We start from the raw sequence: 22,151 nt of genomic DNA on the forward strand, positions 1-22,151 counted from the left end.
TTCTTCCGAAGCAAACCTGGACTTCCTCTGTTCTGCCTGCCATGGGTCCCTTGCTGGGAATTTTTAAGCATAAATTTGACACTTATCCAACTGAAACGGACCCCAACCTTCCGCGGGATTATTACCCTTCAGAGCCGCAAATAAGCAGCACAGAGTGGCAAAAAATTTTGGATTATTACAAGAAGGCTGCCCCCGGGGAATTTAACAAACGGGAAAAAAAGCAAGAAATTTTGGATGACAAATTCCTTTTCAAGGCCCGCTTCCCGGAACTCCGGACAAAAAACACACCTAAATTAACTGCAGTCCGATTTGATACCCGCAACCAGTTGATCTATGCTGCAGATGCCAACCTGAAGAAATTCCTGACCTTCAATAACGACCTGGAGCTTATACATATGTTTGCTTCACCTGCTCCCATATCGGATATTCGTATCAGGAACACGGAGAATGATGTATGGGGAAAACAAGAGTTACTCCTGACATTCATAGGACGTTTATTGCCAACCGATGCTCCCGCCGGATCCGTCAAAAGTATATTATATAATTCTCTTGGTACTGAACTGATATCCGATTCACTTCTTTTGAATAATCTCACACGTCCTGTGGAGAGCAAATGGACAGACCTCAATCAAGACGGGCTGGATGATCTCCTGATCAGTGAATTCGGTCACAGAACAGGAAAACTGTTCTGGGTAGAAAACATCGGAAAAACGTTCGCTGCTCAAAAAAATGTATTGCTTGATACTCCCGGCTGCATACAAACCGATATCAAGGATATCAATAAAAATGGCCTGCAGGATATCATAGCGCTTTGCACGCAAACCGACCAGGCGATTTATCTGTTTGAAAACCAGGGAAAAGGAAATTTTCTGAAGACAACATTGTTGCAATTTCAAATTACTGCAGGATCCAGTTCATTTGAAATACATGATTTTAATAGTGACGGTCATCCGGATATACTATACACAAGCGGCGACAACGCCGACTATTCCACCATCTTCAAACCCTATCACGGGGTCTATATTTTTTTAAATGATGGAAATAACAATTTTACGGAGGAGTGGTTTTACCCCTTACACGGGGCTTATAACGCACAAGCTCACGATTTTAACAACGATGGAAGGTTAGATATAGCTGTGATCGCCTTCTATGCAGATTATGAAAATCACCCGGAAGAAGGATTTGTATTTTTTAAAAATGAGGGAAATCTGAAATTCACTCCCTACCATCATCCCAAGGCTTCAGCCGGACGGTGGATTACCATGGATATAGCCGACTGGAATGATGATGGAAATAAAGACATACTCCTGGGCAACTTTTCAGAAGGGTCTTTCAATACACCGGACAGCCTGCAGGCCGAATGGCAGGCAGGCCCCTATTTCCTTTTGCTGGAAAATCGACAGGAATAATTAGCAGTACTTTCCTCCTATCTCATCATTACCTCCTGAGGAGACAAGAATCAGGGATGGCTTGTCAAACCTTGATAAATATCTTTTTCCTGTACAAAAAGTATAAAAGCAGCCAGACCAGCATCATGGCCCCAAAGGCCTGGAAGACTTCGTGCCAAGGTTCGGGAGCAATGGAATAGATCCCTGCAAACAACAGATGGGACGTCTCGCTAAAATCAATAAACCGGTATCCCAGGTATATAGTAAGCGAATTCAGGCCAATGACCTGGAAGAAGAAGGCCCACTTTTTATACTCCAGTACATCAATCAGTGCATAGAAGCCAAACATGAAAAGGAAAGCCATCCCCCCCGTCAGCAAGATAAAGGAACTGGACCACAGGTGCTTGTTAACCGGAAAATGAAGACCCCATACAAGTCCGATTCCCACGCACGCCGCGCCGGCAAAAAACAGCCTCTGTAGCTTCATGCTGTCTTCACGATTGGACCTTAATATATCACCGGCAAAAGATCCCAATACCGTCAGGCAGAGAGCCGGCAGCTGGGTCAGCAAACCCAGCTCATCATATGAACCCTGCAACAGGCGTCCCGGCAGCAGCTGCCGGTCTATCCATCCCACCAAATTGCCTTCAAGCGAAAGATCACCGGCCCCGTGTCCCGGTACGGGAATGAGAAAAAGAGCGGCATAATACAGCAGTAAGATAGAGCCGACCCACATCAGTCGGCCTTTTTTTGAAAAATTCAGATACAGGAAGGTAGTAATAAACACCGCAATTCCAATTCTGCCGAGGACACTGACATAGCGTATTCCGGAAGGCTCGAAAATGGAAACCGGAGCATTTTTATATAGTATCCCCAAGCCTATCAGGATTAGCATTCTCCGGAACATCTTTCTGTATAACTGTGGCTTGCCCATACCGGTGGAGAGTCCCTTATTCAGTGAAAACGGAAGGGAAACACCGGCAATGAAGAGGAATAGAGGAAAAATGAAGTCATAGAAGGTGAAACCATGCCAGGCGGGATGCGTCATCTGTGTGGCCACCCAGTCAATCCAGCCCCATTCGGTTTTTCCTTCCATTCGCCTGATAAACAGAGCCCCTCCCGAAATGAGAAGCATATCAAAACCGCGCAACGCATCTATCGAAAGCAGGCGTTTCGACTTCTTAACTCCTGCTGATGTATCTTTTTTCTTCGACGAACCGAGTCCTAAAAAATTCAATTAAATCGTTTATTTTAATTAAAAATCCTATTTTCTAAATCCTCAACACTCCTACGCTGAAGCTGTACCGCAGAGTTATTCTGAAAAAGCCCCTGCCAGACGCTGGCAGCTCATATTGAATCCCGAACAGCCCTCGCAGCCCTGTTTTGACCTCTGTTGTAGTGGGTATCAAAGGGTGTTATAAACTGTAAACACAATTTGCGGCATAAGCCCGTACCCTTCATTTAGGAATCAACAAAGTAGTTCGGGTTCATAAAATCATTTACAAAAACTAATACAACGCTTCTCTGACCTCCTCTAAAAAGCGGGGTACTTTTTCCTTTGGATCACCTCCCAAGGTTTCGATGGGAATATATCCTTTGTATGCTACATCCTCCAGTATATTCACAATCTTCCTCAAGTCTGTTCTGACTACACGATCCCGGTAACCCAGCTGTTCCTTAATCTGCCAGGATATGGCATAAGGCGCTACGCGCGCAATATCTTCGTATGGATCTTCGGTTGAAAAACTTCCCACATCCAGAATGATACCCAGCCAGTCGGAATCAACGGATGCTATAATCTCCAGTACATGATCGGCATTTTTCAAATAATCATTGTGGTTTTGCACGCCAATCATCACCCCGTGTGCCTTCCCACAGGCCACACATTTTTTCAAGGCGTCCACAATCCACCCGTTCATTTCAGTGCGGCTGTAGCCTTCGGGAATGCCCCTGCCCGCAAACACTCTTATCACGGGCGCTCCCAACTTAGAGGCCACTTTTATCCATTGCCTGATATGTTGAATATCAGCTTTTCTCCGGTCCGGGTCGGGATCCGTGAAATTATTGCGTATCCCCGTACCGCTGATCTCCACACCATGGATAAAGGCTTTTCGCTTAATCTTGTAGATATATTCATCCGAGGGCACATCCGGATAGCCTGGAAAATAGTAGCCCGTCGGATCCAGTGCATCAAAGTTGAGCTCAGAGCAATACATCAGCAACTCCTCCAACGTCATTTCTCCATTCTCCAGGTAACGGTTAAAAGAGTAGGCATTTAAACTAATTCTAATGCCTTTATTTATCCTATTTTCAACGCCCGCTGCCTGCTGATTGACCTTTTGCCACGGTAAAAGTGTCCCCATGGCTAACGCCGACGTTTTTAAAAATTTTCTTCTGCTCATAATTTTTTAATTAGAAGGCAATAGTATGTAAAAAAATTCTTTTATTTAAAAATATATAACTTAGTCATCCGCGCCCATCGCTCTTATTCACAGTCCCCTCACATACCACAGACTTATCGCACAATGATACATATACCCCGGGTATCTCAGCAGAACTTCCGGTTGTCTGTACCTTCGCCGGGCAATGTTGCGAGATAGTCATACCGGATTTGTTACTAATGATTGATATTCTCCAAGCAGTGGCAACAAACTCTGAAATAACTTCAGGGCAACATCGGGCCAGCAGTGTTTCTTCCAAAAATCTGCGGCGGCTGATTATTTTTCACTACTACGATCAGAGGCGAATTATCCTGCGAAGTAAAAACAGGCATAATGCCTCGTGTTTCCCCTTGCACATAGAAACCACTGGCCCGCATATCCAAAGCTTTAAACGCCCCGTTGCCCTTCCCTCGCAGCAACAATCCATAACTGGCATCCTGCCGCCCTCCAAGGCTTGGTTTAACATCGTACAAATTACCGCCCAATAACAGGTCCTTATCCCCATCGCCGTCAAAATCACCGGAATGCATCGCCAGCACGGGCGCACTCTGTGTTTTCCCGGGAAGTTCCCGTACGTTAAACGAACCATCACCGCGATTTTCGATATACAGGGAAGCAAGAGTATTCACTTCTTTAACCTGTGCTTCTCTTATAATTTTTTCTCCGAATATTTCCTCCATCGACTTTTCAGTGTATGCGGTATAAGTGGCAACTTCATTAGCCAGGGATCTAAACTGTTGAAGAAATTCATTGAGCGGCTCAAGAGGATAATACTGCCCGTTATCGGGGTAAGCAATCACAGAAGATATCTGCCCGCTGCCTACAAAATCCTGTGTATATAATCGCAAAGGGTTTTCTTCGGAAGCTTCCAATCTTGAGTTTTTTCCAAAATTACCTGCAATGATATCAGGGAGTCCGTCGCCATTAAAATCATCTACCAGAAGTTTCGACCATAGCCCTTTTGTGCCGGAGAACTCATTTTCGGGGTCTTCCAGGCCTAATTGTTTTCCATCATTCGTAAAGATAGTTACCGGCATCCACTCCCCCACCACAACCAGGTCCGGGTAGCCCGAATCCGTCATATCCGCCCATTGGGCGTCGGTAACCATACCTATCTTGCGTAACTCAGGGGCTACAGATTCTGTTACATCTGTAAACTGGCCGGTACCATCATTTTTGAGCAGGTAACTTTTGGGAGAAAGACCGTAATTCCAGGATTTCCGGCTGCCGACAAAAAGATCCGTATGCCCGTCTCCATTATAATCAGCAGCAGCTACGACTGACCCATTGGTAGAAACATCGGGCAAGCTACCTGTAGCCTTACGGAAGGCACCTTCCCCCTGATTGATGTACAATCGGTCCCTTAGCAGATCATCGTTATTGTGCTTTTCATTACCGCCGCTGACAACATACAAGTCTGGTAACTCATCGCCATTTGCATCAAAAAAGATGGCAGAAACATCCTCGCTATCCCTGTCGAGTTCAAATAATATGTTATTGGATGACAAAACAGAGAATGTACCGTCTTCTTGTTGCGAAAAAAGCTGTCCCGGCTGACCGTGGGCGCCCCCGAAAAACAGGTCATCCCTTCCATCCCCATTTACATCACCGCGGGCGATAGCGGGACCCAGTGTCGACATTTTATAGGGCAGGTAGGGTTCCCGCCTGAAATCATTAAAGCGGTTCTCCCGGTGCTCGAAATCAAGTCGTACCTGATCTGTGATCTCCCTGAACAAAGCATGATCATAGCCGCGTTGCATTTGCTCGTAATCAAATGCCCCGCCGGCATTCTCCTGGTCGATCTCCAGCATTTGATTTGCCTGAACACGATCCATTGTCTCGAAGGAGTGGTCGGGCCAGATAACCCTTAAAGAATCAATCGCAGTGACATGGCCAAGACCAACATGCAAAATATGATCAACCGACGACTGAAATCCCCTGGTCGGCATCTGTTCCTGGAAAAAGACCCGGTTATCTTTATACAAAAGCACTTTTGCACCAATACCGGAGCTGTTCATTCCCCGGCCGTGGAGCTTCACCTTCAGGTAGTTGGTGCTGTCGGATGGCTCGGTTGTGTTCCGGTAAACAAAAGCCGGCATATTGACGTTATTCACGACCAGATCCAGCCTGCCGTTGTTGTTCAGGTCGGCGTAAGCAGCCCCGCTGGAATAACCCGGCTGATCCAGCCCCCAGCTCTGCGCCTCATTGGTAAAGGTTATGTCCCCATTATTCTTATAGGCATAATTGGGGATTTTTACAGGAGGCATCTCCTCAATGAGTTCAATATTTTCCTGGGCAATGTCTTCACTCAGCGAAATCTGCCGGCTTTTTTCCTGCAGCAGCCGGTTATAGTCCATATCGGTAGGCCTTCCGACCATTCCATTGGTTATAAAAATATCTTTCAGCCCGTCATTATCCATATCCATGATTAGAGCCGACCAGCTCCAGTCCGTAGCTGCCACGCCCGCAGCAAAGCCGATGTCACTAAATAAAGGCGTTCCGTCGGGACGGTCTCCCCGGTTTAACTGCAGGGTGTTATGGGAGTACTGTGGATTATAACCAAATCTAAGATTGGTGCGCACTCTTTCATAGGAATCCAAAATTCCGGACCTTCTCAAGATCTCATTGTCTTCGGGGAGCATATCCAGCGATATTAAATCCACATTGCCGTCATTGTTTAAATCCCCCGCATCGTTACCCATTGATGATTTACTGGTATGTCCCACCGATGCGTACAGCGCTTCCCCGAATGTACCATCTTTACGGTTGATATAAAGATAATCGTCCTCATGATAATCATTGCCAATATAGATATCCGGCCACCCATCCATGTTAATATCCGTTACCGCAATCCCCAGACCATACCCCAAAGCACTGCTGTAAATACCCGATTGCTCCGTTACATCCCTGAACGTATCTCCGTCATTTCTGTACAGCCGGTCGCCTGCCAGGGAATCATGTACAGCCCGAAGCCGCTCAGCCCTCCCTTTTGTATTCTCACTGTGGAAAGAATGATTCAGCAGGTACAGATCCAGGTCGCCATCCCCGTCATAGTCAAAGAATGCCGCCTGTGTTGAGTACCCCTTAAAATCAAGACCGTAGCCGGATGCACTTTCCGTAAAAGTATTGTCCCCGTCATTAATGAAGAGCTGATTCGCCCCGGTCTTATTTCCATAGTTCACCCGGCTGACATACATATCCAGATAGCCATCACCATTTATATCAGCCATTGTTGCGCCTGTAGACCATCCTTCAGTATCCCCACCAACCCCTGCTGAAGCTGTTATATCTTTAAAAATAAAGTCTCCTTTATTCAGATACAGCTTATTCGCCCGCTCATTGCCGACAAAATAAATATCCGCCAACCCGTCATTGTTGATATCCCCGACAGCTACGCCACCACCATCATAAAAATAACCGTAATTTTGAATATTCAGTTCTTTGGTATTGGTAATATGATTCTCAAAATTGATATTCGTATGCTCCGTCGTCAACAATTCAAACCTCTTCTCCTCTTTTTCCAGGGTACATCCGGAGATATATAAGCAACAAAGGACAGACAGGACTGCCAAATACAATATATTACGCACGAAATACCTTATGCTTTCTTAATTTAAAGTTTGCATAGCCATTTAACGTCGGATTTTATTCCGTTGGATCACCCTTAATATAGCCTGTAAATAGAAAGAGACAACCCTAATGGTTGCCTCTCTTCTAAGTTAACAGCATGGGGTAAGCTCGTGATGGTTATTTTTAATTATAACCGGGATTTTGCTGTAATACCGGCTCCCCACCCACGGTACTTAAATCTATCTGATTTTGCGGTATAGGGTAATATTCATTCTTGCCCGCTGTAAACTGCCCGTCCCTGGTTGGAATGCCCAGCGCCGGACCCTCATAACTGAAGAACTCATTCATCTGTTCTTCCGCTTCGCCCCACCGGACAAGATCAAAAAAGCGATGACCTTCCATGGCCAATTCAAGCTTGCGTTCAAAGTGAACTGCTTCACGGGCAAAGTTCGGATCAGTGAACTGGGCGGAGGTATACTCTGCAATATCATAATTGGGAATCTCGTATTCCTGCCAATTGTTGGCATTGCCTGAGCCTCCTCCCAGATATACAAAGGTCGACTCCGTATCTTCGCGAATCACCCAGTCGAACTGGCTGACATCATCCAGGCCAAGCATTTCATTTTCATTAGCGACCTCAGCTATGGCCTGTGACCTGTTATGATCCAGGTTGACCCACCCATTTTCGTTGGCCGCCCGGGCGCGGACACGGTTTACATACTGGCGCGCCTGCTCCAGGGATCCGACTTCTACTTCAGCCTCGGCTGCCAGCAGCAAGACATCTGCAAACCGGATTACATACGTATTAATCGCCGATCCCGGTGCCCAGGAGTTAAGATCCGCATATTCAGCCTGCTGTTCAGCCCAATAAACGTGCTTTTTGGGACCATAGGGACCAAAGTTTTCGGGTTCCCGCGCCCAGGCCACGCCCGGGTAAGGTCCCCAGTCCAAATAGGGCACCCCTCTCCGGCCAACGGTCCAGTCCAGCCGGGGATCCAGCGGCCCCTCATAGGGCTGAAACTCATCTTCCGGTGATACGCCCATATCATTATTGACCATCTCATCATTATATGGATCAGGGTCATTTACATCAATAATCGGAAGGCCGCTGCCATCGGTTCTGAATGAATTCACAAGATCCTGGGTCGGCTGATAATAACCGCAGCAGGGAAAAGGGCTGGTATCGCCGTAAGGGAAAGCAGAAGACATCCCCAGATTAGCATTATCCGTGTGCCCCGTTCCGTCGTTGGCAACCATTTCCACCGCAAATACGGCTTCCGGGTTTCCATCTTCACGGGCGGGATTGTAATTTTGCCGGAACTCCTCAATCAGATCATACGCAACGCCCTGTGAGGTCACACCATTCGCAATAATTTCATCGAAAAGAGCCTTTGCCTCACTCCATTTTTCCTGGTATACATAGGTTTTGGCCAAGTAAGAAGCGGCTGCCCATTTATTAACCCTCGCTGCATCGTTCTGTACTTCCGGCAGGTTTTGATAAGCATACTCGAAGTCAGCCTCAATATTCGGCCAGATATCCTGGTCATTGGGCTGATTGGGGTTTTCGGTATCCTCATCAATCCAGGGAACCATGTTGAACATCTTTTTAAGTTCAAAATAAAAATGGCCCCGTAAAAAGCGAGCTTCTCCCGCTACCCGGTCTTTGGCTTCCTGGCTCATATCATCGACCTCATCGACCAGGTTTAAGACGGCATTGGTACGATTAATACCCTCATAAGTAGCGGTCCACTTCCCATCCAGAAAACTGATGCTGGCGGAGGCATTGCCATTCCCTATCTGGACATAGCCGTTGGTATTTCCCAGGGATTCCCCTTTATGGGCATCTCCACCGGCCAGACTTCCGTACACCCAGTTACTTACGTCCGTAGCTTCCCTCCTTTCGGATGACATCAACTGTCCATCCAGGGCCCCGTAAGCCCCTACAAGCAGGGTTTCCACTCCCTCCTGGTTGGCCAACACATCTTCACTCAGTGCTCCCTTGGCCGGCACATCGATAATCGAATCACAGGCATAAAAGAGAACCCCGATTGCTATCAGACTCACTATTATTATGCTATTTCTTAATGTATTCATAATGTCATCCTTTGTGTTTAATAAATTCATTTATCAGAATGAGAGGTTGATGCCCAGTAAAAACTGACGGGCGCTCGCATACGCTCCTTCATCAATTCCGAAGTTCGTGTTTCCCCCGCCAATTTCAGGATCAATGCCGCTATACCCGGTAAGGGTGAATAAATTCGAAGCCTGAAGATATAACCGTATGCTGGAAGCTGATATTTTTTGTGAGACGCCCTCCGGAACGGTATACCCCAGCACCAGCTCTTTCAGCCGCAGGTATGAGCCATCCTCTACAAAATAGGAATTAGGTACCGTAGACGTACTCTCGCCTCCCCCCGTAGTCTGCATGGGCAATGAGGCATCCTTATTTTCAGGCGACCATGAATCATATAGGGCTGCATGACTCTTGGCTCCTGCAAAGTTTGAGTAGAAGTCGGTCCACCATCGCACCTGGTTCCAGATATCATTACCCTGTGAACCATAAAGGAAGGCACTCAGGTCAAACTGCTTGTAATCCAGTCCTATATCAATACCGTAGGTAAAATCAGGATTCGGATCTCCCAGAAAGGTCCGGTCGTCGGCGGTAATTTGTCCATCCCCATTCAAATCAGCATACCGAAAAGTCCCTACGTCGGCATCGGTCTGAAAGCTGCCATTCGGAGCACCGGCATTTGCCTCGTCAAGCTCGCTCTGGCTGTCAAAAAAGCCCTCAATCCGGTAGCCGTAAAAAGACGAAATCGGCTGACCCACTTCATTACGAATAATATCAGACCCAAAACGTCGGTCATCCTCGCTAAAATACTCGCTGATTTCAGAAATCTTGACGATCTCGTTCTGATAGGAGGTGAACGTCGCACTTATGTTATAGTGCAAATCATCACTGCCCAGGTTGCCCAGGGTCGAAACCATGGCATCAATGCCCCGGTTTTCCATATTGGCGACATTCACATAAGGGGGGGTAGCCGTCCCGGCCGTACCCACTAACCGCGGGTTAAACAACAAATCTTGAACATCCTTCCAATAATATTCAGCCACAATTTCAAGCCTGTCATTGAAAAGCGTGGTTTCAACGCCCAGGTTACCACTGATATTTTTCTCCCATTTGGCATCGGGATTCCCGATGCGACTTTGCTCGAATCCCTGCTGCACATCACTGTTGCTGCCATTGATAGGATAAAAAGAAGAAGAATTGTCTCCCACGTAGAGGTTATACGGGTTGTTGGGATCAACATTCAACTGGTTACCCATGACGCCGTATCCGGCCCGCACGCGCAACTCGGAAATCCAGGAGATATCCTGCATGAACGGCTCCTGGGAAATGCGCCAGCCGACACTGCCCGCGGGAAACATGCCCCACTGGTAATTTTCAAACCTCGAAGAACCATCGCGTCTCAGGGTACCGCTGATAATATATTTACTGTCATAATTATAATCTATGCGTCCAAAAAACGACAATAGTCCATCTTCATATTCATTACTGTAATTCGTCCGGTTACCCGAGCCGGTGGACAGGTTGGTATAGTTGGGATTGAATGAAAAATAACCCTGCGATGCCCCGCCGAAGTTTTGACCCTGGTTATGGTAGGCTTCCGTCCCAATCAGTACTTCCAGCGAGTGAACATCATTAAAATCCTCTTTATAGGTCAGGGTATTACTCCATGTGAAATTATAGCCCTCCGAACCATCTACGCTGAATTCATTGACTGAATTATTCTCAGCATTTTCATAGGTCGGAAAGGTAAAAGACTTTCCTGTTTCGGAAAAAATCTCTCCCCCGAAATTAGAACGAAACAGCAACCGGTTGTCAGCGAAGTCTAATTCAGCATATACATTACCAAACAGCCTGCTGTTTGTGGCCTCATTGTTACGGGTGCGATACTGTTGAGCAACAGGGTTGGTAGCCTGCCCCAGCTGTTGTCCCGCAGAACCCGCAAAATTGCCGGCAATATCATACACCGGTACGATCGGCTGCTGGCGGTACGACATCCCGATTGCGCTTCCTTCGCTAAGCGCATCAACTTGCGGACTTTCAGCAAAAGAATACGATATATTTTCTCCTATTCTGATGTCGTTACTCACATCGAACTCCGTATTTACCCTGATCGTAGACCTACGGTGAAACGTTCGCTCCAGGGTTCCCTCCTGATCAAAATGATTCAGCGTCAATATATATCGCCCGCTTTCCCCGCCCCCGCTAATAGACAGGTCGTGATTCATGGTCATGGCCGGAGAAAAAATTTCTTCATACCAGTTGGTCCCCTGCTTATTGGCACGTACGATCTGATTAAACTCGTTTAGATCAGCGGGATCTTTATACTCGGGGTTCACATAATACGCATCTTCATTCACATCTCCCTCCATTTCGCCGGCGGGACGAATGTAATCCGGCAACACCGGTTCCGGGCCATTACCATACTGAGGGTCGGGCGCCGGATCTCCTCCCGAATTTCGAATGGCGGTCCATTTCAGCTCCGCCATTTCCTGGGGACTTAGCACATTCCACACATTTCCCGTCCTGGGGGTGGTATAACCGGCATAACCGTTGTAATTAACCTGTATATCCCCCCCGCCTTTCTTGGTTGAAATCACAATCACCCCGTTAGCAGCCCTGGATCCATAAATGGAAGCTGCAGATGCATCTTTCAATACCTGCATCGATGCAATATCATTCGGATTAAGCGTATTGATGCTTTGCGTCGGCACACCATCCACAATATAAAGGGGAGAATTATTTCCAAAGGTGTTTATCCCCCGAATACGAACATCGGGCTCCTCTCCCGGCTGTCCCGAAGAGGTAACCGATACCCCCGAGGCTCTTCCCTGCAGTTGTTTAGTAACCTGTCCGGACGTTCCCTGGTTTAACCCGTCCACATCCACACTTGATACGGATCCGGAAATGTTCTGCCGCTCCTGGGTCGCATATCCCACTACGACCAACTCTTCTCCGGCGAAGGTTTCTGCCTCCATGGTCACATTAATGTTATTTCTTCCATTAATGGGCACTGTTTGTTCCTGATATCCGATAAAAGAAAACCGCAGCGTATCTTGTTCGCTGGATACACTTATCTGGTATTGACCATCTCCATCGGTGGTCGTACCCGATGTCGTACCCATTACCAGAATATTCACCCCGGGCAAGGGCGAACCTGTTGCGGCCTCTGTTACCACACCGGAAACAGAAAACGTATCTGAATCTTGTGCATTTAAAACACTGCCCGTCATTAAGAAACATACCAATGCCGGTAAAAGCATCGTAAACCTGATCGTTTTTAATCGTATACAGAGATGTGATTTTTGTATCATCCTTCTCACCATATTACCCTTTTGGTTTAAAATGGAAATGCCAATTCTACTAACCAATATGCCTATGTCGGCTATTACCCTAAGACCCCGTAATCAAGAGAAATGTTATTAATCAAAGCAACCGCCCTTTAAACAAACTAATCAACAGATTGACGTGAATTTTCGTACAATCGTTTGTACGCGTATTACTTTAAGTGTTTTTACAACCTATTGCAAATTAATTCCCTTTTTTTGTAAAAAAATGAAACTTTTTGGAATTAATGTTCTTATTGGCAATGGTTAATGATTAAGGAATACTATCAAACGCCGAAGAATATTTTGATTCCTTATTAAAAGTGATAGTTTTATTTGTCTTTACCCGTAATTCCGATGACACTTTATGGAAAGCAAAAAAACCACCATTCATGACATTGCAAATGAATTAGGCGTTACTGCTTCGACCGTATCAAGAGCATTACAGGATCACCCGCGCATCAGTGATTCCACCAAGGAAGAAGTCCTGGAAATGGCTGAAAAACTGGATTATCACCCCAACAGTATTGCCGCAGCGCTGAGAAAAGGGAAAAGCAATATCATCGGGGTTATCATCCCCATGGCCGACAGGAACTTTTTTGCCTCGGTCATACGCGGGGTTGAAGAAATTGTCAACAAATCGGGATACCGGGTGATCATAAGTCAGTCGAATGACTCCCCGGAACGGGAAAAATCAAATATCAAGGCGCTACTGGAATCCCAGGTGGACGGCATACTGGCCTCTTACGCAAAAAAGACAACTGACTTTGACCACTACAAGGAGATTGCCAGACAGGGTGTTCCCCTCATTCTTTTCGACCGCTTGCACGAGAGCCTTGAATCGCTTGAAGTGGGATCGGTGGTCATCGATGACTATCTCGGAGCCTATAAAGCTACCGAACACCTTATTGAACAAGGGTGCAGGCGAATCGCACACTTCTCGGGACCGCAGCATGTGAGTATTTACAAGGAACGACGCCGGGGTTATGAAGAAGCACTGAACCGCCACAACATTCCCATTGATGAACGCCTCATTGTGGAAAGCAATTTAAAACTGGAAGCGGGTCGCAGGCTGGGGGAGGAACTGCTGACATGGAATCAGCTGCCGGATGCTGTTTTTTCTTCCAGCGACTATGGCGCTGTCGGGGCCATGGAGATCCTTAAAGAGCGTGGTATTAAGATCCCGGACGATATTGCCATGGTTGGTTTCAGTAATGAGTCTTTTACTTCATTTGTAGATCCCGGGCTGACGACGATCGATCAGCATGGTGAAAAGATGGGACATTTTGCAGCTCAGCTTTTTTTGGATCAGGTCAGCGAAGATAAAGATGCCCGCACACCGGGTAAAACGGTGTTAAATCCTCAACTGATCGTCCGTGAATCATCACTTAAAAAGAAAGTCAGTGCGTAGATAATGACGGTTGGAAAAGAATTTGGGAGCAATCTCGTTAACGCGCAAACCTCCCCCTGTTTATTGGTCAGCTCTACGGCCGGCAACTTCGTAAAATTATTGATCAATGCTTTGTTGCCCGTGGTTTTGGCCTCTGCTTTATACAATAATAAACTTCAAAATTATTGTTGAAATAAATAGATACAATTCCTTAATTGCGCAATCGATTGCATCTAAATAAACTATACTATGCCTTCATTTTTATCGGAAAATTTTTTGCTGGAAACCAAAACGGCGCAGAAACTGTATCACGAGTTCGCCGCTCCCCAACCGATCATTGACTATCACTGCCACCTCCCGCCGGCAGAGATAGCTGCGGACAAAAATTTTGACAATCTGACGGAGATCTGGCTTGACGGCGATCATTACAAATGGCGGGCCATGAGAACCATGGGGGTTGATGAAAAATATATCACCGGTGACGCGCCGGACAGACAAAAATTCCTGAAATGGGCCGAAACGGTTCCCTATACTCTTCGTAATCCGCTCTACCACTGGACCCACATGGAGCTGCGGAATTACTTCGGGGTCGATAAGATACTGTCCCCTGACACGGCTGAAGAAATTTACGACTACTGCACGCGGCAGCTTCAAAAGCCTTCGTTCAGCACCCAAAGCCTCATCAGCCGGAATGACGTGGAGATTATCTGCACCACGGATGACCCTGTCGATTCGCTCGAACATCACAAAACCATACAGGGGGACGCTTTTGGAACGAAGGTGCTGCCGGCCTTTCGTCCCGATAAAGCATATGCATTTGATGATGTCAACACTTATAATAGCTATATTGATACCCTGGAGGAGGTAAGCGATGTTGAGATCCGGAGCCTGGACGATTTGCTGATCGCTCTTGAACAGAGAATAAATTATTTTCACGAGCAGGGATGCCGGCTGGCCGATCACGGGCTTGAAAAAATATATTACGCCGAAATGTCGGCAGCAGAACGGGAGGAGGCCTTTGCGCAGATCCGCAAGGGAGCTTCGCTAAGTGAATCGCAGCAGAAAGGGCTTTCCTATTATATCTTACTTCAGCTGGGCAGGATGTACCACAGCAAAAAATGGGTTCAGCAGTACCATTTGGGGGCGCTTCGAAATACCAACGAGCGCATGCTCAGGAAATTAGGCCCCGACACCGGCTTCGACTCTATCGGAGATTTCTCTCAGAGCCAGACGCTGGCACGGTTCCTGGATGATCTTGATACGACGGACCAGCTGGCCAAAACAATTCTCTACAATCTCAATCCAAGCGACAATGAGGTTATGGCCTCGATGATCGGTAACTTCAATGACGGTTCGATCAGGGGCAAGATGCAATACGGCTCGGCCTGGTGGTTCCTGGATCAAAAGGATGGCATGGAGGAACAAATGAATACGCTTTCCAATATTGGACTTCTGAGCTGTTTTGTCGGAATGTTGACGGATTCACGAAGCTTCTTATCGTACCCGCGGCACGAGTACTTCCGGCGGATCTTGTGCAACCTGTTCGGAAATGATATCGAAAAAGGTCTGCTTCCGGAGGACCTCCCCTGGACTGGGAAAATAGTCTCCGATATCTGTTACAACAATGCCAAGGAATATTTTAACTTCTAACAGAGAGCTTTGAAAAACCAGGGATTTTGTTCAAATTCAAGGCCAAAGGGAGGTTGGAACCACGGTATATAGCCCATGTGCGTGGATTTCAACCGACCGATAACGCTTACATTGGGCAAAAGACCGGTTTCGCAAAGTTTTCTAACAAATAAAAATCTCGATAGTGTTATGGAAAAAGTTATTACGTTTGGAGAAATTATGTTGCGCTTGTCACCGCCTGGAAAACTGCGGTTCTCCCAGGCCGACTCGTTTGATATTATTTACGGCGGGGGCGAATCGAACGTGGCGGTCTCGCTGGCCAACTACGGCATCCCCGTGGAGTTTGTCACCCGCCTGCCCGAAAACGATATCGGCAAGTGCGCGATGATGGAGATGCGAAAACGGGGCGTCGGAACCCAACACATTGCCTGGGGCGGTCAGCGGCTGGGTATTTATTTTTTGGAGACCGGCGCCGTGAGCCGGGGCAGCAAAGTTATTTACGACCGGGCTCACTCGGCTATCTCAACCATCGAAAAAGGGACCATCGACTGGGAGAAGGTTTTTGACGGTGCGCAGTGGTTTCACTGGACCGGCATCACGCCCGCCCTCTCGCAGGGCGCGGCCGACGTGTGCCTGGAAGCGATCCAGGCAGCCAACGATCTGGACGTGACGGTGTCCACGGACCTGAATTACCGGGCCAAGCTGTGGAATTACGGCAAAGAACCCGGCGAGGTCATGCCGGAGCTGGTCGAAGGCTGCGATATTATCCTGGGCAACGAGGAAGACGCGGAAAAACATTTCGGCATCCATCCCGCCAGTGTGGATGTGACCCAGGGTGAATCGGTGGAAGCCGAGGCCTACCGGTCGACCTGCCAGCAGCTGATGGAACGCTTCCCGCGGGCCCGCAAAGTGATAACGACGCTCAGGGGTTCCATAAGCGCCTCCCACAACAGCTGGTCGGGCGTACTGTACAACGGCGATGAATTTCTGGAAGCTCCGACCTACCAGATCACCCATATCGTTGATCGCGTGGGCGGTGGAGACTCTTTTATGGGGGGACTCATTTACGGGCTGCTCACCTATGAAACGGACCGGCAGGCCCTGGATTTTGCGGTGGCGGCCTCCTGCCTGAAACATACCATCTACGGAGATGCAAACCTGTCGACGGTGGAAGAGGTAGAGAACCTGATGGAAGGCGACGCATCGGGACGCGTATCGCGATAAATAACAAATTAGAAATTATAAATAGAGACTTTTGCAAAAACCCTGTCCCCCGCCCCGACAGTGTTCGGGCTCAGGGTCTATTGCAAAAAGAGTTATCCGCATCTAATAGGTCATTGCAACAGATGCCGCAATAAAGCTGTTCCGGATTGCCTTCGGGGCACTAAAACTTCGTAGCATACATACAGCATGCCCAAACAGGGTTTGAAAAGGCATCTGTAAGTGATTTTGATATCGGCAATTTATTTGATAATTAGTATTTAAATTATGAAGGTTAAAAATTATTATGGCACGATTTAAACGGATACAAGTAGCATCGGTAATGGAATCAACCGGGTTGGTCCCCCTCTTCTACCACGACGACCTCGAGGTCAGCAAAAAAGTCCTCCGGGCCTGCTATAAGGGCGGCGCCCGGCTGCTTGAGTTCACCAATCGCGGCGATTTTGCCCATGAGGTGTTCGGGGAGCTCAATAAATTTGCGGCCCGCGAGCTGCCGGAGATGATCCTCGGGGTCGGCTCTGTGACCGATCCGGGCACGGCCTCCCTTTACATGCAGCTGGGAGCCAATTTCGTGGTCACTCCCATGCTGAAGGAGGATGTCGGCAAAACCTGTAACCGCCGGAAAGTCCTCTGGTCGCCCGGCTGCGGAACCCTTTCCGAAATTAACCGGGCCGAAGAGCTGGGAGCAGAAATCGTCAAAATATTTCCGGGCAGCCAGCTGGGACCCGGCTTTGTGAAAGCGATCAAGGGCCCGTGCCCCTGGACCAGCATCATGCCGACCGGCGGCGTTACGGCGGAGGAGGAGAACCTACGGGGATGGTTCCGCGCCGGAGCCACCTGCGTAGGGATGGGATCGAAGCTCGTTACCAAAGAGTTCCTGGCCAACCGCAGCTACGACAAGCTGGAAACGCATGTGCGGGATACCCTTCAGTTAATTGCAACCATACGCAGCGAGCTGTAACTATTATGAAATACAGGGCTTTCCTATTATCGGTTTTCATAACCTCGTTATCGGTACTGGCCGGATGTGGTGAAATTACCGATACCCGAACCATCAAACTGGCTCACGGGCTTGATGTCACCCACCCGGTTCACAAGGGCATGGTGCGCATGGCTGAGCTGGTCCATAAAAAATCAAACAACCAGCTTCAGATCGATATTTACCCCAGCCAGCAGCTGGGATCCGAACGCGAAACGCTGGAGCTGCTTCAGATTGGCAGTGTGGATATGACCAAAGTATCGGCTGCTGTTCTCGAAAACTTTGTCCCCGACATCCGGGTCTTCAGTCTCCCCTACCTGTTCAGGGATACCGGGCACTATTACCGTACTCTGGATGGAACAATCGGACGGGAGCTGCTGCTTGCGGGCGAGGAGTTCTGGCTCCGGGGTCTCACTTACTACGATGCCGGACAGCGCAGCTTTTATACCAAAGAACGGCCCATCAGAACACCAGAAGATCTCGAAGGATTGAAAATACGGGTCCAGGAGAGCCCCATGGCCGTCAATATGGTTAATACGCTGGGCGGCTCCCCAACCCCCATCTCCTGGGGCGAGCTTTACACCGCGCTGCAGCAGGGTATTGTCGACGGGGCGGAAAACAATCCGCCGAGTTTCCACAGCTCCCGCCACTATGAGGTTACCAACTATTTTAGCCTGGACCAGCATTCTTCCATACCGGATATCCTGCTTATAAGCACCCATCTCTGGGACAATTTAAACGAACAGGAGCAGCAGTGGATACAGGAGGCGGCCGATAGCTCCAAAGTCTACCAGCGAAAAATATGGGCTGAAGCCGAGCAAGAGGCGCTGGAAGTGGTCAAGGAAGCCGGCATCGAGGTGATACGTCCCGACAAAGAACCCTTCCGGGAAAAAGTGGAGGTGATCTATGAGGAGTTCGAACAGAATGAACCTGAATTCTTTGACCTGATTCAAAGCATTAGAGCTGTAAAATAAGGTGACGGAGTATTATTATGAGGGAACAGGTTAACAATATTATTAAAAATTTTCTGATTTTTTTAATGGGCTTTATGCTCTTTAATGTCGTCTGGCAGGTATTCAGCAGGTATATCCTCGGAGCGCCCAGTACCTTCACGGAAGAACTCGCGCGATATCTGCTGATATGGATTAGTTTACTGGGCGGCGCCTATGCATCGGGACAGGGGATGCACCTGGCCATTAACCTGCTGCCCAACCAGTTAAGTAAAGAGGGACAGCGCAAGCTCTCCATATTCATCTCGCTGATCATCATGCTGTTTGCACTGCTGGCGATGGTTATCGGCGGGGGACGCCTGGTCTACATCACCTATGTACTGGCACAATCTTCCTCGGCCCTGGGGATTCCGATGTCGTACGTATACAGCGTCGTTCCTTTAAGTGGTATACTTATCATCTATTATGAGGTCCTTGATATCATACCGCGGCTGAGATCGGGCACCGAACCACAAAACATCAGGTCGTAACGCTATTATTATGGACTATATAGAAATACTTATTCTGGTTCTCAGCTTTATTTTCCTGTTGGGCCTCGGGGTTCCCATTGCCTGGACGCTTGGACTGTCGGGACTGATTACGATTTTGGTGAGCGTGGAATCCATATCGGCCTTTACCACCATGGCCCAGCAGATGGCCACCGGCCTGGACAGCTTTACGATGCTTGCCATCCCCTTCTTCATCCTGGCCGGAGAAATCATGAACCGGGGAGGCATCGCCCGGCGGCTCATTGATTTTGCCAAGACGCTGGTCGGCTCCATGCCCGGCGGACTTGCCTATGTCAACATCTTTGCGGCCATGCTTTTCGGGGCTATCGCCGGCTCCGCTGTCGCTGCCGCCTCCGCCATCGGTTCCATCCTGGGACCGCGCATGGAGAAGGAAGGCTACAGTAAAGAATTTTCTGCGGCCGTAAATATTACCGCCTCCACTACCGGTCTGATTATCCCTCCCTCCAATATTCTTATTATCTACTCGCTGGCAAGCGGGGGCGTCTCCATTGCGGCGCTCTTCATTGCGGGCTATGTGCCGGGGCTCATCATCGGTCTTTTGCTTATGGGCGTTGCGGCTTTTTGGGCCAAGCGCAAAAACTTTGCCGTCGGTGAGCGAAGCAGCCTTTCCGAGGTCTTCAGCACCTTCGTAAAAGCGTTTCCGAGCCTGCTCCTGCTAATCATCGTCATCGGCGGAATCATAGCCGGCATTTTCACCGCGACCGAAGCAGCGGCCATCGCGGTGGTGTATACCCTGATCCTGGGTTTCTATTACAAGGAAGTCTCCACCAGGGATCTGCCCGACATCCTTATGGAATCCGTGACCACCACATCCATTGTCATGCTGCTTATTGCGACCTCCATCAGTATGTCATGGGTGATGTCGTATGAAAATATTCCCCAGGATATCAGCGCGGCCCTGCTCGCCCTCAGCGACAGCAAGATCGTCATCCTCCTTACCATCAACCTTATATTGCTCTTTGTGGGCACCTTCATGGATATGACGCCCGCCGTGCTTATCTTTACGCCCATTTTTCTCCCCATTGTGACGGAACTGGGCATAGATCCCGTACACTTCGGCATTATGATGGTGCTCAATTTATGCATCGGCCTGTGTACGCCCCCGGTCGGCACCCTCTTGTTTGTGGGCGTGGGCGTCGCAGGCACCACTATTGAAAAAGTCATAAAGCCGCTGCTTCCGCTCTTTCTTGCCATGATTATCGCCCTGATGCTGATCACCTTCTTCCCGCAGCTGACCCTCTGGCTACCCCGCATGTTCGGATTTTAATTAATAACCGCATTAAATTAATAAAAACATCTGATCTATGAACTTTGAACAAACCTGGCGCTGGTTCGGCTCCTACGACACAATCCCCCTTACGGACATCAAACAGACCGGGGCCACCGGCATTGTTACGGCCCTGCATCATATCCCCCACGGGGAGGTATGGCCCGTCGACGAGATAAAAAAGCGCAAGCAGCTCATTGAAGACAGCGGTCTTCGCTGGTCGGTCGTGGAGAGTATCCCCGTGCATGAGGATATCAAAAAGCAAACAGGCGACTACCAGGCGTATATCGAAAACTACAAACAGTCTATCCGGAACCTCTCCGAATGCGGCATCGATACGGTTTGCTATAACTTCATGCCGCTGACGGACTGGACCCGCACCACCATCAACCAGCCGCTGGACGACGGTTCGACCGCACTCCGGTTCGACGCCACGGCTTTTGCCGCTTTTGAACTGTTCATCCTGCAGCGCGAGGGCGCAGAGGAGACTTATTCCCCCGACCGGCAGGATAAAGCCCGGGCCTATTACGAAGCGCTCTCTGAAGACGAGGCCGAAGCCCTGACCGAGACCATACTCCTCGGTCTGCCGGGTGATGAAGAAATGACACTCGAAAAATTCCGGGGCCTCCTGGATGAATACCAGGGAATCGATGATCAGCAACTGCGATCTCACCTCTACCATTTTCTGGAAGAAATCATCCCGGTAGCTGAGGAAAACGGCGTCCGGATGGCCATTCATCCCGACGACCCCCCTTTTTCCCTGTTTGGACTTCCCCGCATCGTCAGTACCGAGGCAGACGCCCGGCAGCTGCTTGAAGCTGCAGCTTCGCCGTATAACGGACTCACCTTCTGTACCGGCTCCTACGGGGCCCACCCGGGGAACGACCTGCCCGGCATGGTCGATCGACTGGGAGACCGCATTAATTTTGTCCACCTGCGAAGCGTCAAGCGCGACGAAGACGGCAGCTTCCAGGAGGCCCGCCACCTCGAAGGCGATGCGGATATGTATCACGTGATGCGGGCGCTGATCAAAGAGCAGCACCGGCGAAAATCGGCCGGCAGGCAGGACCTGTCCATGCCTATGCGTCCCGATCACGGACACCGCCTGCTGGATGACCTGCAACGGGAGTCATATCCGGGCTACTCGGGACTGGGACGCCTGCGCGGGCTGGCGGAGCTGCGGGGACTGGAAATGGGAATCCGGAAATCGCTGGGGGAAGGTTAAAACTCTTCGTCTCCCAACAGTTCCTTTATTAACAAGGGTCTTATGAAGCATAGCATGTTATAAAAGTTTGTAACATATTGCTATGCAATGAATAACAAATATTATAAGCGTTCAAAAATTTCAGAGGC

14 protein-coding genes are annotated in these 22,151 nt (G+C 48.7%); 9 read left to right on the forward strand and 5 right to left on the reverse strand.

Features of this window, described 5'->3' with window-relative positions:
* The first annotated feature begins 230 nt into the window (after positions 1-230).
* On the forward strand, positions 231-1,409 hold the full coding sequence (locus tag BUB16_RS14685) for an FG-GAP repeat domain-containing protein (RefSeq protein WP_211483194.1): 1,179 nt from the start codon (positions 231-233) through the stop codon (positions 1,407-1,409).
* A gap of 64 nt (positions 1,410-1,473) precedes the next feature.
* On the opposite strand, the gene BUB16_RS14690 is transcribed toward BUB16_RS14685, so the two are convergent.
* From BUB16_RS14690 to BUB16_RS14710, 5 genes are all read right to left on the reverse strand, one after another.
* Positions 1,474-2,625, reverse strand: a complete 1,152-nt coding sequence (locus tag BUB16_RS14690) for an acyltransferase family protein (RefSeq protein WP_211483195.1) — start codon at positions 2,623-2,625, stop codon at positions 1,474-1,476.
* 271 nt (positions 2,626-2,896) lie between these two features.
* Complete coding sequence (locus tag BUB16_RS14695; RefSeq protein WP_073066047.1) at positions 2,897-3,790, reverse strand: sugar phosphate isomerase/epimerase family protein; 894 nt, start codon at positions 3,788-3,790, stop codon at positions 2,897-2,899.
* Between the two features lie 263 nt (positions 3,791-4,053).
* Positions 4,054-7,323 carry a VCBS repeat-containing protein gene (locus BUB16_RS14700; RefSeq protein WP_139240324.1) on the reverse strand — a complete coding sequence of 1,090 codons (3,270 nt, stop codon included), beginning with the start codon at positions 7,321-7,323 and terminating at the stop codon, positions 4,054-4,056.
* Positions 7,324-7,582: 259 nt separating this feature from the next.
* Positions 7,583-9,493 carry a RagB/SusD family nutrient uptake outer membrane protein gene (locus tag BUB16_RS14705; RefSeq protein ID WP_170864418.1) on the reverse strand — a complete coding sequence of 637 codons (1,911 nt, stop codon included), beginning with the start codon at positions 9,491-9,493 and terminating at the stop codon, positions 7,583-7,585.
* Positions 9,494-9,526: 33 nt separating this feature from the next.
* The gene (locus BUB16_RS14710) at positions 9,527-12,730 is read right to left on the reverse strand and encodes a SusC/RagA family TonB-linked outer membrane protein (RefSeq protein WP_073066056.1); all 3,204 of its coding nucleotides are present in this window, start codon (positions 12,728-12,730) and stop codon (positions 9,527-9,529) included.
* Positions 12,731-13,160: 430 nt separating this feature from the next.
* Here BUB16_RS14710 and BUB16_RS14715 point away from each other — a divergent pair, with 430 nt between their 5' ends.
* From BUB16_RS14715 to uxuA, 8 genes are all read left to right on the forward strand, one after another.
* Positions 13,161-14,204, forward strand: coding sequence for a LacI family DNA-binding transcriptional regulator (locus BUB16_RS14715; RefSeq protein WP_073066059.1), 1,044 nt, complete (start codon positions 13,161-13,163; stop codon positions 14,202-14,204).
* A gap of 228 nt (positions 14,205-14,432) precedes the next feature.
* Positions 14,433-15,833 (forward strand): glucuronate isomerase, encoded by a 1,401-nt coding sequence (gene uxaC, locus BUB16_RS14720; RefSeq protein ID WP_073066062.1) that lies wholly within the window; start codon positions 14,433-14,435, stop codon positions 15,831-15,833.
* Positions 15,834-16,001: 168 nt separating this feature from the next.
* Positions 16,002-17,036, forward strand: a complete 1,035-nt coding sequence (locus BUB16_RS14725; protein WP_073066065.1) for a sugar kinase — start codon at positions 16,002-16,004, stop codon at positions 17,034-17,036.
* A gap of 283 nt (positions 17,037-17,319) precedes the next feature.
* Complete coding sequence (locus BUB16_RS14730) at positions 17,320-17,994, forward strand: bifunctional 4-hydroxy-2-oxoglutarate aldolase/2-dehydro-3-deoxy-phosphogluconate aldolase (protein WP_073066068.1); 675 nt, start codon at positions 17,320-17,322, stop codon at positions 17,992-17,994.
* A 5-nt stretch (positions 17,995-17,999) separates the two neighbouring features.
* Entirely contained in the window at positions 18,000-18,986 is a 987-nt protein-coding gene (locus BUB16_RS14735) for a TRAP transporter substrate-binding protein (protein ID WP_073066071.1), read from the forward strand.
* 17 nt (positions 18,987-19,003) lie between these two features.
* Complete coding sequence (locus tag BUB16_RS14740) at positions 19,004-19,492, forward strand: TRAP transporter small permease (protein WP_073066075.1); 489 nt, start codon at positions 19,004-19,006, stop codon at positions 19,490-19,492.
* 10 nt (positions 19,493-19,502) lie between these two features.
* Positions 19,503-20,798: a TRAP transporter large permease gene (locus BUB16_RS14745; protein ID WP_073066077.1), complete on the forward strand. Its 1,296-nt coding sequence runs from the start codon at positions 19,503-19,505 to the stop codon at positions 20,796-20,798.
* 37 nt (positions 20,799-20,835) lie between these two features.
* Positions 20,836-22,023 carry a mannonate dehydratase gene (gene uxuA, locus BUB16_RS14750; protein WP_073066081.1) on the forward strand — a complete coding sequence of 396 codons (1,188 nt, stop codon included), beginning with the start codon at positions 20,836-20,838 and terminating at the stop codon, positions 22,021-22,023.
* Positions 22,024-22,151: the final 128 nt, after the last annotated feature.

The sequence above is a fragment of the Fodinibius roseus genome (assembly GCF_900129315.1).
Lineage (GTDB): Bacteria > Bacteroidota > Rhodothermia > Balneolales > Balneolaceae > Fodinibius > Fodinibius roseus.